This window comes from Methylobacterium carpenticola, assembly GCF_042748905.1.
GTDB lineage: Bacteria > Pseudomonadota > Alphaproteobacteria > Rhizobiales > Beijerinckiaceae > Methylobacterium > Methylobacterium carpenticola.
The window spans coordinates 4,415,937-4,431,092 of sequence record NZ_JBHZEO010000001.1 but is presented as its reverse complement, the minus strand read 5'-3'; the positions used below and the strand labels follow the sequence as shown (position 1 = coordinate 4,431,092).

The window sequence follows — 15,156 nt, the reverse complement described above, 5'->3', positions numbered from 1 at the left end:
CAAGATGACGTAGTCGTCATGACCCGATTTTCCCGCACGACCGGAGCGCCGTGGAGGGAGATCCGCGAAAGAAGTGGGTGAGGGGGACCGGCTTAAAATCCCTTCTTCACCTCGGCGAGGGCGCGGGTCATGCCGTCCGCGATGGTCTCGCGCTCGGGCGGCGAGGCGTCGCGGGCCACCAGCACCCGCTGCCCGCGCGACACGATGGCCAGCGATTGCAGCCCGTACTCCTCGTCCTCGACCTTGTGCAGCCGGCTCCACAGGGGATTGAAGCGCCATTCGGAGCGCTCGCCGCGATGGCTCACGCGGGCGAGCAGGATCTCGATCTGGCTGATCATCACCTCCTCGAAGGAGCGCCCGCGCCGCAGGCTGAGGCTGAGCGCGAGCCACAGGGCCAGCATGTCGAGGCCGAAGAAGCCGGCGATCGGCCAGAATCCTTGCGTCAGGAACACGATGCTCGTCACCAGCGAAACGAGGCAACAGCCGCCCATCACCACGGTGAAGCCGGTGCGGCCGAGCGAGCAGTGCGGCCGGATCACCGCCGCGAAGACCGGACGCTCGATCGCGTCCGGATCGCGCCCGTAAGGGTGGCGCGCCGGCCGGCCGTCCTGTGCCTTGTCGCTCTCCATGCAGGCAATATAAGGCGGCCATGAAACGACGAAAGCCGGCCTCTCCCTCGAAAGTGAAGACGAAGGCCGGGGCGGCCCTCGTCGCACCCATGACCGCGCCCGCACGTCCCGTGGGGCCGGAGCCCGTCGATGCGGCGACCCTGCGGGAGATCTTCGCGCGCCTCAGCGCCGCGAACCCGGCGCCGCGCTCGGACCTCGACTACGTCAACGCCTACACGCTGCTCGTGGCGGTGGTGCTCTCGGCCCAGGCGACCGACAAGGGCGTCAACCTCGCCACCCGCGATCTCTTCGCCAAGGCCGATCATCCGCAGGCGATGCTGGCGCTCGGCGAGGAGGTGGTGCGCCACCACATCCGCACCATCGGCCTGTTCAACACCAAGGCGAAGAACGTCATCGCGCTGTCGCGCATCCTGGTCGAGGAGCATGGCGGCGCGGTGCCGCGGCAGCGCGCGCAGCTGGAGGTGCTGCCCGGCGTCGGCCGCAAGACCGCGAGCGTGGTGCTCAACGTCGCCTTCGGCGAGCCGACCATCGCGGTCGACACCCACATCTTCCGGGTGTCGAACCGCATTCCGCTGGCCATCGGCAGCACAACCGACAAGGTGCAGGAGGGGCTGGAGGCGATCGTGCCGGAACCCTACCGCCTCAACGCCCATCACTGGCTGATCCTGCACGGGCGCTACACCTGCAAGGCGCGCAAGCCCGAATGCTGGCGCTGCGTGATCGCGGACCTCTGCCGCTTCCCCGACAAGACGCCGGGACCGGCCTGAAGGCCCGTTCGACGGCCGGCGCGGACCGCTTCCCATACACCCTCTCCCCAACCCTCGCCCCCGTCCTGGGGCGGCGGATGGGAAAGGCCGCAAGATCGACCGAACGGGCTCCGCGGAGATCAGTCCCGCGTCAGCATCGTCCGGCCGATGGCGAAGAGCCGCCCGTCGCCGAGGAGATGCGCGGTGAGCCCGCCGGGGAAGAGCGCGTCGAAGGCGGGGCTGCGCACGTTGAGGCCGCCCGCATAGGCGCCGAAGGCCGGCATCACCAAGCGCTCGCCATCCGTCGCGAAGCACCGGCGACGCACCGCGCGGCCGCGCATGGCGACCTTGCCCACCGGATGCAGGTGGCCCGCCACCTCGCCGGGGGCCGCGCCCGGACTGGGCTCGTGCCGGAGCGTCAGGCCGCCCACGACGAGCGCATCCGCGAAACGGCCGCCGACGCCGTCCTGCACGGCGCGGTCGTGATTGCCGTTGATCCAGATCCAGTCGCGGCCCTCCTGCAGGGCGGCGATCAGCGCGTGGTCGCCCGGATCCATCCGGCCCGGACCGCCGGCATCGTGGAACGAATCGCCGAGCGCCACCACCCGGGCCGGGTCGAACCGCGCCACCGCCTCGTGCAGGGCGGCGAGCGTCTCGCGGGTGTCGTAGGGGGGCAGGAACTGGCCCGAGCGGGCGGCGAAGGAGGAGCCCTTCTCCAGATGCAGATCCGACACCACGAGGGTGCGGTGGGCGTCGAGCCAGAGGGCGCCGCTCAGATCGAGGGTGAGGGCTTCGCCGGCGAGGAACAGGGCAGGGGTCTTCCGGGTCTTCTCGAGCTTCAGGGCCGGCGTCACGGTCTCTTCGTCCTTGGAGCCCGGGCGCGCTGGCTCGTTGCTGGGTGTCAGGCGAGCGCTTCGTCGAGCAGCGCCGCCTCGGCTTCGGCCAGAATCTCGTCGGCCCCCTCGCCGTAGACCCGCTCACGCCCGATCTCGAGCATGACGTTCACGGAGAGCGGCGAGACGCGGTCGAGCGCCTTGTGGATGATTCGCCCCTGGATGCGCGACAGCATCATGCCGAGGCGGCGCACGTCGAGGAGTCCGGTTGCCGCATCCTGGCGCGCGGCGCGCAGGAGCAGGTGGTCGGGCTCGTGCTTGCGCAGCACGTCGTAGACGAGGTCGGTCGACATCGTGACCTGCCGCCCGGTCTTGCGCTGGCCCGGATGGCGCCGCTCGATCAGCCCGGCGATCACCGCGCATTGACGGAAGGTGCGCTTCATCATCGCGGATTCATCGAGCCAGGCTTCGAGGTCGTCGCCCAGCATGTCCTCGGCGAAGAGATCGTCGAGGAAGTCCGGCTGACGGCCGATCCGCTCGGCGACATCGCGGGTGCCGAAGACGGCGAGGCCGTAATCGTTCGCCGCGAAGCCGAGGGGGCGCAGGCCCGCCCGCTCCAGCCGGCGCGTGAGCAGCATGCCGAGCGTCTGGTGGGCGAGCCGCCCCTCGAAGGGAAAGCAGGTCAGGTAGTAGCGGTTGCCGCGCGGAAAGGTCTCGACCAGGAGGTCGCGCGGCCCCGGCAGGATCGAGCGGCGGCGCTGCTGGAGCAGGTAGTCGGTCACCTGGGCGGGCAGGCGGTCCCATTCGAACGGGTCGGCGATCAGCGCGCGCACCCGGGCGGCCAGGAAGGTCGAGAGCGGGAACTTCGAGCCGGCATAGCTCGGGATCGCCGGGTCGGTGCCGGCGGGACCGCGGGTCACCAGGGCCTCGTCCTCGTGCAGCCCCTCGAAGCGCAGCACCTCGCCGGCGAACAGGAAGGTGTCGCCGACCGTCAGCGTCTCGGCGAAATCCTCCTCCACCTCGCCGAGCACCCGGCCGCCCGCCGGCAGGATCGTGCCGGGCTTGCCGCGCACGCCGCGGGCGAGGCGCACCTTCACGGTGGTCGATTCGATGATCGTGCCGACATTCATGCGGTATTGTTGGGCGGTGCGGGCGTCGCGCACCCGCCAGAGCCCATCCGGCCCGCGCAGGATCTTGGCGAAGCGCTCGTAGGCGCGCAGGGAATAGCCCCCGGTCGCCACGAAATCGACGACCTGCTCGAACTCCTCGTAGGTGAGGCCGGCATAGGGGGCGGCGGAGCGCACCTCCTCGTGGAGATCCTCCACCGCGAAGCCCCCCGCGCAGGCCATGCCGAGCACGTGCTGGGCGAGCACGTCGGGGGCGCCGAGGCGCGGGTCCGGCGTGTCCTGGGCCGCCTCCTCGACGGCGTCGAGGGCGGCGCGGCATTCGAGGATCTCGAAGCGGTTGGCCGGGACGAGGTAGGCCTTCGAGGGCTCGTCCATGCGGTGGTTGGCCCGGCCGATGCGCTGCATGATCCGGCTCGCGCCCTTGGGCGCCCCGACATTCACCACGAGGTCGACGTCGCCCCAGTCGATGCCGAGATCGAGGGTGGCGGTGCAGACCACGGCGCGGATGCGGCCCTCCGCCATGGCGGCCTCGACCCGGCGGCGCTGGGTGGCGTCGAGGGAGCCGTGATGGAGCGCGATCGGCAGCGAATCCTCGTTGAGCTTCCACAATTCCTGGAAGGTGTACTCGGCCTGGAGCCGGGTGTTGACGAAGACCAGCACCATGCGGTGGCGGCGGATGAGGTCGTAGATCGCCGGCATCGCCTGCCAGGCGGTGTGGCCGGCGAGCGGCAGGGCCCGGCTCGCCTCCAGGAGGCGCAGGTCGGGCTTGGCGCCGCCGGCCACCGTGATCAGGTCGGCGAGGCCGGGCTCCGGCGCCTGCGGGACGAGGTAGCGCTGGAGCGCCTCCGGCTCGCGCACCGTGGCCGAGAGGCCGGTGGCGGCGAGGCCCGGGGCGAGGCGGTGCAGACGGGCGAGGCCGAGGGCGAGGAGGTCGCCCCGCTTCGAGGTGACGAGGGCGTGCAACTCGTCCAGCACCACGCGCTTCATTCCGGCGAAGAAGGTCTCGGCTTCCCGGTGGGCGATCAGCAGGGCGAGCTGCTCGGGGGTGGTGAGCAGGATGTCCGGCGGGCGCTCGATCTGGCGGCTGCGCTTGTGCGCCGGGGTGTCGCCGGTGCGGGTCTCGATGCGCAAGCCCAGCCCCATCTCGGCGACCGGTGCCTCGAGGTTGCGGGCGATGTCGACCGCGAGCGCCTTCAGGGGCGAGATGTAGAGGGTGTGCAGGCCGCGCCGCTCGGAGGCCGCGCGCCCGGCGAGGTCGACCAGGGTCGGCAGGAAGCCGGCGAGCGTCTTGCCGGCGCCGGTCGGGGCGACGAGGAGGGCCGAGCGGCCGGCCCGCGCGGCGGCGAGCAGGGCGAGCTGATGCGGGCGCGGCGCCCAGCCGCGCGCGGCGAACCATGCGCCGAAGGCCGGGGGAAGCGCGGCCTCCTCCGGCTCCGGCGCGGGGGATGCCGCGGCGCGCGCCCGGCGCCTCGTCCGGGCGCCCTCGCCGGCGCTCACCCGCGCCCGTTCTCCAGCATCCGGGAGACCACCCGGGCGGTGAAATCGACCATCGGCACGATGCGGGCGTAGTTGAGCCGGGTCGGGCCGATCACCCCGACGACGCCGACGATCTTCTGACGGCCGTCGCGGAATGGCGCGGCGATCATCGAGGAGCCGGAGAGCGAGAACAGCTTGTTCTCGGAGCCGATGAAGATCCGCACGCCCTCGCCCCCCTCCGCGCGGGTGAGGAGATCGATGACGTCCTTCTGGCTCTCCAGGTCGCTGAACAGGAGGCGGATCCGCTCCAGATCCTCCGCGGCGCGCAGATCCTCCAGGAGGTTCGCTTGACCGCGCACGATGAGCTGACGCTCCTCGCTCGGCCCGACCGTGCGCGCGAGGCCCGCATCGACCAGCCGCTCGGTGAGCGCGTCGAGTTCCCGCTTCATCGCCTCGCGGCCGATCTCGATCTCGGCCCGCAACTCGCCGAGGGTGCGGCCGTGGATGCGGGCGTTGAGGAAGTTCGAGGCCTCCTGCAACGCCCCCGCGGGCAGGCCGGCGGGCAGGTCGACGAGGCGGTTCTCCACCGAGCCGTCCTCCGAGACGAGCACCACCAGGGCCCGGCCGGGATCGAGCCGCACGAACTCGACGTGGCGGAGATTGGCGTTCTGCTTCGTCGTCACCACCACGCCGGCGCCCCGGGAGATGCCCGAGAGCATCACGGAGGCTTCCGTCAGCGCGGTCTCGAAGGTGTGGCGGGAGGCGGCCGCGCGCATCTGCGCCTCGATCCGGCCCTGCTCGTCGCGGCCGACATCGCCGAGTTCGAGCAGCGCATCCACGAAGAAGCGCAGGCCCGTCTCGGTCGGCAGGCGGCCCGCGCTGGTGTGCGGCGCATAGATCAGGCCGGCCTGCTCCAGGTCGGCCATGACGTTGCGCACCGAGGCCGGCGAGAGCGCCATGGGCAGGATGCGGGCGAGGTTTCGCGACCCGACCGGCTCGCCCGTCGCGAGATAGCTCTCGACGATCTGGCGGAAAATCTCGCGCGAGCGCTCGTTCAACTCGGCGAGGCTGCGGGCGTGGCCAGGGCCGGCCGGCAGGGGAGGGAGATCGCGCGTGTTCATCAACCGCTTGGAACGTCTAGTCTCTCAGTGTGAGGCTGTCGGCGCGCCGGTGCAAGCGCCTGCGCGGCCTTGGCGCAGGGTTGTGTCTTCGCGGTTCTCGCGCCGCGCGGCAGAGGCGCCCGGCAGGCTGAACGCGGGGCCTGTCGTTGCCATCAGGATCCGTTCATCCTCCCGCCGCCATGGTGCCGGTCCCGCTCGGCGCACGGCGCCGACGGGTCGACATGCATCTTGGAGGCCGTCATGCTGATCCCCCGTTTCACGGTTCGCGGTCGTCATCTCGTTGCCGCGGCCGCCCTCGTGGTGGCCGGTCTCGTGGGCGCGGGCGGCTCCGCGCAGGCCGCCCCCTTCGCGCCGGCCCCCGGGGTGGTCGATTCCGCCGAGAGCGGCGTCGTCCCGGTCCGGCACTGGCACGGGCATCGCCACCACCGCCGCCACCATCATCACTGGCGCCACCACCGGCACCACCATCACCATCATCATCGCCGGCACTGGCGCGCCTGAGCCGCTGACCGGCCCGGAGACCGCGCGGTTCTCCGGGCCGCTTGCCGCCGGGCCCGTCTGCGCCTAAGAGCGCGACCCCGTGAAGATCCAAGGAGAGCCCGATGCGTCCCTCGAAGCGTGCGCCGGATGAATTGCGCAAGGTCACGCTGGAGCGGGGCGTGGCTCGCTACGCCGAGGGCTCCTGCCTCGTCACCTTCGGGGAGACCCGGGTGCTGTGCACCGCCTCGCTGGAGGAGCGCGGCCCGTCCTGGCTGCGCGGCTCCGGCAAGGGCTGGATCACGGCCGAGTATGCCATGCTCCCGCGTGCGACGCACGAGCGCAACCGGCGGGAGGTGAATGCCGGCAAGCCGTCCGGCCGCACCCAGGAGATCCAGCGCCTGATCGGCCGCTCGCTGCGCGCCGTCGTCAACCTGCCGGCCATCGGCGAGCGCCAGATCGTGATCGATTGCGACGTGCTGCAAGCGGATGGCGGCACCCGCACCGCCTCGATCACGGGGGCCTGGGTGGCGCTGCACGAGTGCTTCACCTGGATGCGCGGTCGCTCGATCATCTCGGTCGATCCGATGCGCGACCACGTCGCCGCCGTCTCCTGCGGCATTCACAAGGGCACGCCGATCCTCGATCTCGACTACGCCGAGGATTCGGCCGCCGAGACGGACGCGAACTTCGTGATCACCGGCACCGGCGGCATCGTGGAGGTGCAGGGCACCGCCGAGGTGACGCCCTTCTCGGAGGAGGAGTTCCTCGGCCTGCTGCGGCTCGCCAAGAGCGGCGTCGCCCAGCTCGTCGCTCTGCAGAAGCAGGCGGTGGGCTGATCGCGATGGCACGGATCCTCTCCGGGCGGGTCGTCATCGCGACCCACAACAGCGGCAAGCTGAAGGAGATGCGCGAGCTTCTCGCGCCCTTCGGCGTCGAGGCGGTCTCGGCGGGGGAACTCAACCTGCCCGAGCCCGAGGAGACCGGCACCATGTTCGCCGAGAACGCGGCGATCAAGGCGCGCGCGGCCGCCGCGGCGACGGGACTGCCGGCCTTCGCGGACGATTCCGGCCTGTGCGTGGATGCCCTCGACGGGGCGCCCGGCCTGTTCTCCGCCCGCTGGTCGGGAGGCTCGAAGGATTTCTCGGGCGCGATGGCGCGCATCGAGCGGGAGCTGGCCCAGCGTGCGGCGACGAACCGCCGGGCGCATTTCGTCTCGGCGCTCGTGATCGCGTGGCCCGACGGCCACGAGGAGCTGTTCGAGGGGCGGGTGTTCGGCGAGCTGGTCTGGCCGCCGCGGGGCAGCCTCGGCTTCGGCTACGACCCGATGTTCAAGCCGGACGAGAGCCCGCTGACTTTCGGCGAACTCAACTCCGCGCAGAAGCACGGGATCGATTGGCAGACGGGCGGCGCCCTGTCGCACCGGGCCCGCGCCTTCCTCAACCTCGCGGCCGCCTGCCTGCGCCGCGACGGGTGATCGTCGGGGCGTGTATTCGCCCCGACGAACAGAGCCGGCGCGACGCCGGCGAGGCGGATCGCGCCGGCGTCGCGCCGCGGCTCAGACCACTTCCAGACCGACGTCGACGTTGCCGCGGGTGGCGTTCGAGTAGGGGCACACCTGATGCGCCTTCTCGACCAGGGCCTGCGCGGTCTCGCGGTCGAGGCCCGGCAGCGAGATCTTCAGATTCGCGGTGATGCCGAAGCCGCCCTCCGAGCGCGGGCCGATGCCCACGGTCGCCGTCACGGTCGCGTCGGCCGGAACCTTGATCTTCTCCTGGCCGCCCACGAACTTCATCGCGCCGAGGAAGCAGGCGGAATAGCCCGCCGCGAAGAGCTGCTCGGGGTTGTTGCCCTCGCCGCCGCCGCCGCCCAGCTCCTTGGGCGTGGTCAGCTTCACGTCGAGGCTGCCATCCGCCGTCTGCGCGCGGCCGTCGCGGCCCCCGGTGGCGGTCGCCTGGGTCGTGTACTTCACGTCGACGGTCATCGGTATTCTCCGTTGAGTGGGCGACGTCCGCCCGGTGGAATCCGAACGGCTCCGAGAGCCGATGGGTTTCATATAGCGCGCAAATTCATTGTGCGCAATTTGTTTTCTTCGCCGGAGACACGTATCTTGGGTTGCGTTCTCCCGCGGTCGCTGCGGGAATGGCACGCAACCCATGACGGTGGTGTGGCGCTGATCGCCACGGCGTCCGGTCCTGCAGGAAGGAGACGGACATGTCAGACTCCCGCGCGGAGGAGACCCCGTCGCAATACGGACGGGCGACCGGCGACCTTCACCTCGCCAGCCAGATCTGCTTCGCGGTCTATTCGGCGGCGCATGCCTTCAACCGCATCTACAAGCCCCTGCTCGACAGCCTCGGCCTGACCTACCCGCAATATCTCGTCCTGCTGGTGCTTTGGGAAGAGGACGGGCAGACCATGAAGGCGATCGGCCAGCGGCTCTACCTCGATTCCGGCACGCTCACGCCGCTGATGAAGCGGCTGGAAGGCGCGGGCTTGGTGCGGCGGGCGCGCGACGAGAGCGACGAGCGGCTGATGCGGATCACCCTGACCGATGCGGGACGCGCGCTCCGCCACAAGGCTCTGCCCTTCCCGGAGGAGATCCTCTGCGCCGCCGACCGCTCGCCGGAGCGTCTGCGCACCCTGCGCGACGAGATCATCGAGCTGCGCGACGCCCTGCACTCCCACGCGGCACCGGAGCGCGGCCCGTCCTGAGGCGACGGCGTCGCATGTGCGAAACCGCACTGCCCGAGCCGACCGCCGACGGTTGAGCCTTCCGGGGGGCGGGCCGGCCCCCATCTGTCGGGGGTCCGGCCGCGCCGGACAGGACAGACGGAGCCGCCGGGCGGCTCCGCTCCCGGAGTTCGCCATTCCATGACAACCGACACGCTCTTTCAGCCGCTCACCCTGGGCGCGGTCCGGCTCGACCATCGCGTCGTGATGGCGCCGCTGACCCGCATGCGCTCGCGCCAGCCCGGCGACGTGCCCCAGCCCCTGAACGCGGAGTATTACGGCCAGCGCGCGAGCCGCGGCGGACTGATCATCGCGGAGGCCACCGACATCACCGAGCAGGCGCGCGGCTATCCGGGAGCGCCGGGCGTCTACACGGCCGAGCAGATCGAGGGCTGGCGCGGCGTCGCGGACGCCATCCACGCCAAGGGCGGCCACCTGTTCATCCAGATCTGGCACACGGGCCGCATCTCGCATTCCTCCATGCAGCCGGGCGGCGCCCTGCCGGTGGCTCCCTCCGCCGTGCCGGCCCCGGGCAACCACATGGACAGCCGCTTCAACGCGGTGCCCTTCGAGACGCCCCGCGCCCTGGAGGAGGCGGACATCGCCACCATCGTCGGCCAGTTCCGACAGGCGGCGCTCAACGCCCGCGCGGCCGGCGCCGACGGCGTCGAGATCCACTCCGCGAACGGCTACCTGATCGACCAGTTCCTGCAGGATTCCACCAACCGGCGCACCGACCGCTACGGCGGCTCGATCGAGAACCGGGCGCGGTTCCAGCTCGAGGTCGTGGACGCGGTGGCGGGTGCCATCGGGGCGGACCGGGTCGGCATCCGGATCTCGCCCTGGGGCCACTTCAACGGCATGAAGGACAGCGATCCCGGCGCGCTGTTCGACCACGTGACCACGGAACTCGGCCGCCGGGGCCTCGCCTATCTGCACGTGGTGGAGCCGCGGGCGGACCAGACCAGCGACGTGAACGCCCTCGACCCGAACGCGCCGGACGCGGCGTCGCGCTTCAAGAAGCGCTTCGGCGGCCCGCTGATCGCCGCCGGCGGCTTCACGCCGGAGACGGCTGCCGCCGCGGTGGCGGGGGGCAACGTCGATGCGGTGGCCTTCGGCCGCCTGTTCATCGCCAACCCTGATCTGCCGGAGCGCATCCGCCAGAGCGCGGCCTTCAACCGCTACGACCGCTCGACCTTCTACGGCGGCGACGCCCGGGGCTACGTCGACTATCCGGCCCTCGACGCGGCGGCGTAACCGGTCCCGCGGGCGCCGGCCGCCTTGTGCCCGGCGCCTGCGCGGGTCATCTCTCGCCCGACCGCGCGGGAGACGCCTCGTTGAGCCTCGAATGCACGCCCTCCATCATCATCGACGAGGCCGAGCTGGAGGAGAGCTTCGTGCGCGCCTCCGGGCCGGGCGGCCAGAACGTCAACAAGGTCGCGACGGCGGTGCAGCTGCGCTTCGACGTGCGCCGCTCGCCCTCGCTGCCGAACGCGGTGGCGATCCGCCTGATGAAGCTGGCCGGCCGGCGGCTGACGGCGGACGGCGTGCTGGTGATCACCGCGCAGGCGCATCGCACGCAGGAGCGCAACCGCGCCGAGGCGCGCGAGCGGCTCGCCGAGCTGGTGCGCGAGGCCGCCGTGCCGCCGAAGCCGCGCCGCCCAACCCGCCCGACCCTCGCGTCGAAGACCCGGCGCCTCGACGCCAAGACGCGGCGCGGCAGCGTCAAGCGCCTGCGCGGCAGCGCCCCGGGATCAGAGTAAACGAACACGTCACCCTGTCGAGACGCGGAGATCCGAAGTCCCGGCGCGCCGCATGACGAACGATTCAGCACGATCCGCACTTGCCGGGAAGACGAGGCCAGCCTTTCATCGCTGAAGGGGCACCGTTAAGTCCCGTGCGGGACGATGCCGTCCACGCGAGCGCCTGGTCTCAACAAGGCCGCCGCGGGCAGGGACGAGGTCGATCCGATGAAGCGGGGATGCGTGCGGCTGGGGGCGGAGGCTCTCGGCGTCGGAATGCTGTGGCTGGGCGTGCTGATGGTGGCGGGCGGCGACGGCGCCGCCGCACTGGGATTGCGGCCGGGGCTCGATCCGACGATCCACCCGTCCGGGGACTTGGTCGATCGCGCTCCGGTGCGGGTGGTCCTGCAGGCTCCCTGGACGCACGCCACCGCAGCCTTCGCTGAAGAGGCGCGTCAAGCCGGGCTTCACCAAGCCGGGCTTCACCAAGCCGGGCTTCACCAAGCCGGGCTTCACTTGGCGATCAGCGATTCGCGGTGACGAGCGGCCCGACCGCGCGGCCCAGCGAGACCCATGCGACGGCGTCCTGGGACTCGCGCTTGATGTAGGTGTAGCCGGTGCGGTGCCAGGGCAGCACGGCGCTGGTCTTGTTGTCGAGCACGAGGTCGCCGCGGTCGGTGCGCAGCATCAGCACGGCGTGGCCCTCGCCCTTCTCGTCGATCACCACGGTCATGCGCATGGCCCGGCGGGGCAGGCCGCTCTCGGCGAGCAGCTTGCGCTTGAGCAGCTGGTAATCCTCGCAATCGCCGCTGCCGTCCTCGGCGAGGTCCCAGCGATCGGGCACGCCCCAATGCTCCTGATCGGTGAGGGGGCGGATGCGAGCGTTCACGCTGCGGTTGATCGTGGAGATCGTCTGCCACAGGCGCGGGCTGAGGCTGATCAGGTCGGGCTCGCCGGCATCCACCGCGCATTCCGACGCGTAGCGCTGGCAGAAATCCACCCAGGCGGGGATCGGCTTCGTGTCGCCGGCGACGGAGGCCAGCGCGGTGGCCTGGGGCAGGGCGGCCAGGGTCTGGCCGCTCGCCTGCGGGGCGATCAGGAGGCTGGCGATGAGGACGGCGGTCTTGACGACGCCCCGGCTCCGATCCGTGCTCCGCATCTGCCTGCCCGTCCCGTTAAGCTTTCGTTAAGCCTTGGTGACACGGGATCAGGACGCCGGCAATGGAGTGGTTAAGCTAGGGTTAACAGGCGCCCCCGTTCGTCCACAGCCCCGGAGGGAGGGGTGCGGGACGGCGGCTCCGGGCGTCGCGGCTGGATTTCCTTCGTCGGGTTTGCTCGAGCGGGCTCCCTTGGGCGTGTTCCCTTGGGCGCGTTCCCTCGGCCGGGTTCTCTGCACAAGGATACGGATTGGCTGGCCGTGGGCCGGAATGGGCCGGCGACGGCGGGAACGGCGATCCGGTGGACCGGGCGCCGGTCTCAGCAGAGATCCGCGTCTGCCCGCCCGCAGCTCAACCGCTTGGCGGCCCACGATTTGACTTCATCGATCGTCCCGAAGATCGGGCTCGCAGCCGGTCCGACGTGGCAGGGGCCGAAGCCCGCCTCGATGAACCAGTGCCCGTTCACGCCCGTCTCCTCGCGGGTCGTGGCCGAGAGCTGCACGAGCACACAGATCAGCTCGTCCTGGAAGAACAGCAGACAGCCGTCCCTGTCATCCGTGCCATTATTCAGGCGCACAGGCTTGTGAAACATCGAGGCAATCATGGACCTCCTCTCTCGCTGCAACCAATTGCTAGCAATTTAATCCCATAAATATCGATCGGGCACGCGGACGCAATCAAGCATTTGATCTAGATCGATCGGATCATGCATTGATGCGTATGAACTAAATTGCTTCACCGTTTGAAATAAATTGCTTCATCCGCCAAGTCCCGCCTGGACTTGCCTGACCCTGACGTCCGACACCGGACATCATGGCCGCCCCGTCTGCGCCCGCGACGATCGCCGGCGCCGGTCCGTGCTCCTGCCGCGCCGCCGCCTACGCGCCGCGCATGTGCGTGGCGCTGACCCTGATCCGATCGGGGCACGCGGCCCTCGTCTTGGAAGGTGCCGGACGGCTTATGTCTCCGATCGGCAGAGCAGGAGCCAGGCTTTTCGTTCGAAGGCAGGCGACCGCATTCCGCCTCAACCCAGGCTTGAACGTCCGCAACGACGCTTGGCGACTGGCGACTGGCGGCTGGCCATCGTTTCGTCCGAACCGCCGCTGTCTCCGGCGATCAAGCGGCAGGGGGCCGGCCCATATTCAATGAGGCTTGCTGGCAGATCCGGCGGGCGTCACCGGGTTCGCCCAAGCGTAACGGCAGCGTCGACCGGCGGTCCCGGCGAAAGACGGCGTCGCACGATCGAAGCTCCTCCCACGGAAGGCCATCCTGACGCGCAACCGTTCCCGAGATCGGCCGGATATCCGGCGCAGGCGGCGATGAGCCTGAACGCAGTGACGAGAGACAGGGGGCATGCATGCGGGTCATCGGCATGGCTGCGGCCATCCCACTCCTGGTCGCCTCCCACGCAGCGACCGCGGACATCAAGCGTCACAGAGCTGTCCCGGAGACGTTCTGGGGCCAGTGGGTCCCGGCCGGCCAATCGTGCATCAACAATGATCAGCCGGCCCTCTCGATCACCGCGTCGGATTACGCCCGCGCGGACTCACGATGCACGATCGATTGGGTCGACGAGACCGCAGGCCGGGCCGGCCCGATCTATTCCGCCCATATGCGCTGCTCGACCGGTGAGTCGCCGCAGCCGTCGATCGCGAACCTGATCCTCGTCTCGAGGGAGAGCAACGTGGTCTCGCTGGGGCCGGACTTCAAAAGTCTTCAGAGCTATCAGCGCTGTCAGGCCGGGTGAGAGCCGGAGCCCCGCATCCATGGCCGGAGTGACGATTCCGAGCCGTGCCGCCGGCGGCCCCGCACCGCCTGCTCCTGTCCCGATTCCGTCAGGAGGCGGTCCATGAGCGCCCTGTCCGATCGAGCCGAGACCCCGGCTTCACCGCCCACGAACTCCGCGAATTCCAACACGCAGAGACCCGGGCGGACGGTCGTTCGCCGCGCAATCGACGAGGCCGAGCGTTACCTGTGGTTCGCTCTCTATCTGATCGTCATCTTCGGCACCCTGATCCTGTTTTGTCTCAACATATATGCCCGCGTCGATCAGGAGGTCCCGCATTTTCCGAGCCACCACTTCTATGCGCTTGGCCTCATCAACGCTCTGGTATTCGCCAAGATGATGCTGATCGCGGAGTCTTCGGGCTTGGGGTCGTCCGTCGTCGGCCGCCGCCTGGAGGAGGGACGACTCGCCACTCTGATCCTCTATCGCGCCCTGGCCTTCACCGTCGTCCTGGTCGCGGCCTATGCGCTGGAGGAGGTGCTGGTGGGAGCGTGGCACGGGAAGGCCGTGGGCGAGGTCCTGCCCGAGATCGCGGGGGGCCCGGCCGGGCTGGCTACGCTCGCATGGGTGATGTTCGTCGCCCTGATCCCGTACTTCGCCTACCGCGAGCTTGGTCGCGTGCTCGGCGAGGACCGATTGCGCTCCCTTCTCGTCGGCCCACGGGCGGCCACGTAGCCGTTCGGAGGTGCGCCAAGCGTTGCGCCCGTGACCGCGTTCCATGGGGTGAAAGGCCCAGCCGGAGCACGTGCGACGAGGGCCGGCCGATCGTCCCTCAATGGGTGGCGACGAGCGTGGGTGCGGGCCGGGATCCCGTCTCCGGACCAAGGCTCGCGCGCCGCTGGTCGAGGGCGTGCCGCGCATGCGCCAGGGCTGTCGAGAAAGCGGACATCCGATCGGTGTTGCCGCCCTCCGGCGAGCGGCCCAGGACCGCCGAGACGAGCTGGTGAAACTCGTTCTCCAACGCGGCAAGCCCTGGCAGGTCGGCTTGCGGCGCCGTGTCGGCAATCTCGACCAGCCGCTTGATCGGCTGCCAACCGGCCTCCGACCGTCGCCGGTTCCACTGGGCCGATGCGGCCGCGAAGAACGACCCGGCGAGACTGATCACGAGCCCACCGACGTAGAAGTATTGCTGGAACTGGTCGAAGAAACTCCGGTCCCCGTCGCTCAGGTAGGCTGCGACACCCGGGTGGACGGGCAGGGTCGGGCTCTTGTCGTCGGGATCGGGCGCCTCGATCTGGTTGGCGAGCGGAGTCAGGGCCGCGAGCTTGGTCTTCGTGGTCAGGATCGAACGGGCGATGGCCGCGGCGACCACGTTGGGCATCAGTTCCG

At 70.3% G+C, this 15,156-nt stretch carries 18 protein-coding genes; 10 read left to right on the top strand and 8 right to left on the bottom strand.

Translation table 11 applies throughout. The features are described 5' to 3' along the window. Positions 1-92: 92 nt before the first annotated feature. Complete coding sequence (locus tag ACE101_RS20750) at positions 93-629, bottom strand: DUF2244 domain-containing protein (RefSeq protein WP_379133510.1); 537 nt, start codon at positions 627-629, stop codon at positions 93-95. A gap of 20 nt (positions 630-649) precedes the next feature. On the opposite strand from ACE101_RS20750, the gene nth reads away from it, so the two are divergent. Further along, complete coding sequence (gene nth / locus ACE101_RS20745) at positions 650-1,396, top strand: endonuclease III (protein WP_379133508.1); 747 nt, start codon at positions 650-652, stop codon at positions 1,394-1,396. 119 nt (positions 1,397-1,515) lie between these two features. On the opposite strand, the gene pdeM is transcribed toward nth, so the two are convergent. From pdeM to hrcA, 3 genes are read right to left on the bottom strand one after another with little or no spacing between them, the layout of a single operon-like run. After that, positions 1,516-2,229 carry a ligase-associated DNA damage response endonuclease PdeM gene (gene pdeM, locus ACE101_RS20740; RefSeq protein ID WP_379133506.1) on the bottom strand — a complete coding sequence of 238 codons (714 nt, stop codon included), beginning with the start codon at positions 2,227-2,229 and terminating at the stop codon, positions 1,516-1,518. Positions 2,230-2,276: 47 nt separating this feature from the next. Continuing rightward, positions 2,277-4,832, bottom strand: coding sequence for a ligase-associated DNA damage response DEXH box helicase (locus ACE101_RS20735; protein ID WP_379133504.1), 2,556 nt, complete (start codon positions 4,830-4,832; stop codon positions 2,277-2,279). Further along, positions 4,829-5,932, bottom strand: coding sequence for a heat-inducible transcriptional repressor HrcA (gene hrcA / locus ACE101_RS20730; protein WP_379133502.1), 1,104 nt, complete (start codon positions 5,930-5,932; stop codon positions 4,829-4,831). Before hrcA ends, ACE101_RS20735 begins: the two co-directional genes overlap by 4 nt. A 240-nt stretch (positions 5,933-6,172) precedes the next feature. Between hrcA and ACE101_RS20725 the strand changes: the two genes are divergently transcribed. The 3 genes from ACE101_RS20725 to rdgB all read left to right on the top strand — a co-directional run bounded on the left by ACE101_RS20725 (position 6,173) and on the right by rdgB (position 7,886). Then, the gene (locus ACE101_RS20725) at positions 6,173-6,433 is read left to right on the top strand and encodes a hypothetical protein (protein ID WP_379133500.1); all 261 of its coding nucleotides are present in this window, start codon (positions 6,173-6,175) and stop codon (positions 6,431-6,433) included. Between the two features lie 101 nt (positions 6,434-6,534). Continuing rightward, positions 6,535-7,248, top strand: coding sequence for a ribonuclease PH (rph, locus tag ACE101_RS20720; protein WP_379133498.1), 714 nt, complete (start codon positions 6,535-6,537; stop codon positions 7,246-7,248). A 5-nt stretch (positions 7,249-7,253) separates the two neighbouring features. Further along, positions 7,254-7,886 (top strand): RdgB/HAM1 family non-canonical purine NTP pyrophosphatase, encoded by a 633-nt coding sequence (rdgB, locus tag ACE101_RS20715; RefSeq protein WP_379133495.1) that lies wholly within the window; start codon positions 7,254-7,256, stop codon positions 7,884-7,886. 81 nt (positions 7,887-7,967) lie between these two features. On the opposite strand, the gene ACE101_RS20710 is transcribed toward rdgB, so the two are convergent. Beyond that, entirely contained in the window at positions 7,968-8,393 is a 426-nt protein-coding gene (locus ACE101_RS20710) for an organic hydroperoxide resistance protein (RefSeq protein ID WP_379133493.1), read from the bottom strand. A 230-nt stretch (positions 8,394-8,623) separates the two neighbouring features. Between ACE101_RS20710 and ACE101_RS20705 the strand changes: the two genes are divergently transcribed. The 4 genes from ACE101_RS20705 (at position 8,624) to ACE101_RS20690 (ending at position 11,424) form a co-directional block, all read left to right on the top strand. Continuing rightward, a complete protein-coding gene (locus tag ACE101_RS20705; protein ID WP_379133490.1) occupies positions 8,624-9,124 on the top strand; it encodes a MarR family winged helix-turn-helix transcriptional regulator in 501 nt (166 codons plus the stop codon). Positions 9,125-9,283: 159 nt separating this feature from the next. Further along, the gene (locus tag ACE101_RS20700) at positions 9,284-10,399 is read left to right on the top strand and encodes an alkene reductase (RefSeq protein ID WP_379133488.1); all 1,116 of its coding nucleotides are present in this window, start codon (positions 9,284-9,286) and stop codon (positions 10,397-10,399) included. An 80-nt stretch (positions 10,400-10,479) separates the two neighbouring features. Further along, on the top strand, positions 10,480-10,905 hold the full coding sequence (gene arfB, locus ACE101_RS20695) for an alternative ribosome rescue aminoacyl-tRNA hydrolase ArfB (RefSeq protein ID WP_379133486.1): 426 nt from the start codon (positions 10,480-10,482) through the stop codon (positions 10,903-10,905). Between the two features lie 207 nt (positions 10,906-11,112). Next, complete coding sequence (locus ACE101_RS20690; protein ID WP_379133483.1) at positions 11,113-11,424, top strand: hypothetical protein; 312 nt, start codon at positions 11,113-11,115, stop codon at positions 11,422-11,424. Here the strand turns inward: ACE101_RS20690 and ACE101_RS20685 are convergent. After that, positions 11,408-12,043, bottom strand: coding sequence for a transglutaminase-like cysteine peptidase (locus ACE101_RS20685; RefSeq protein WP_379133480.1), 636 nt, complete (start codon positions 12,041-12,043; stop codon positions 11,408-11,410). The genes ACE101_RS20690 and ACE101_RS20685 overlap by 17 nt on opposite strands. A 317-nt stretch (positions 12,044-12,360) precedes the next feature. Then, positions 12,361-12,645 carry a hypothetical protein gene (locus ACE101_RS20680; RefSeq protein WP_379133478.1) on the bottom strand — a complete coding sequence of 95 codons (285 nt, stop codon included), beginning with the start codon at positions 12,643-12,645 and terminating at the stop codon, positions 12,361-12,363. A gap of 753 nt (positions 12,646-13,398) precedes the next feature. Here ACE101_RS20680 and ACE101_RS20675 point away from each other — a divergent pair. Further along, complete coding sequence (locus tag ACE101_RS20675) at positions 13,399-13,788, top strand: hypothetical protein (protein ID WP_379133475.1); 390 nt, start codon at positions 13,399-13,401, stop codon at positions 13,786-13,788. 102 nt (positions 13,789-13,890) lie between these two features. Continuing rightward, positions 13,891-14,502 carry a hypothetical protein gene (locus ACE101_RS20670; protein WP_379133472.1) on the top strand — a complete coding sequence of 204 codons (612 nt, stop codon included), beginning with the start codon at positions 13,891-13,893 and terminating at the stop codon, positions 14,500-14,502. Positions 14,503-14,599: 97 nt separating this feature from the next. Here the strand turns inward: ACE101_RS20670 and ACE101_RS20665 are convergent, their stop codons facing one another. Further along, positions 14,600-15,148 (bottom strand): hypothetical protein, encoded by a 549-nt coding sequence (locus ACE101_RS20665; protein ID WP_379133470.1) that lies wholly within the window; start codon positions 15,146-15,148, stop codon positions 14,600-14,602. Positions 15,149-15,156: the final 8 nt, after the last annotated feature.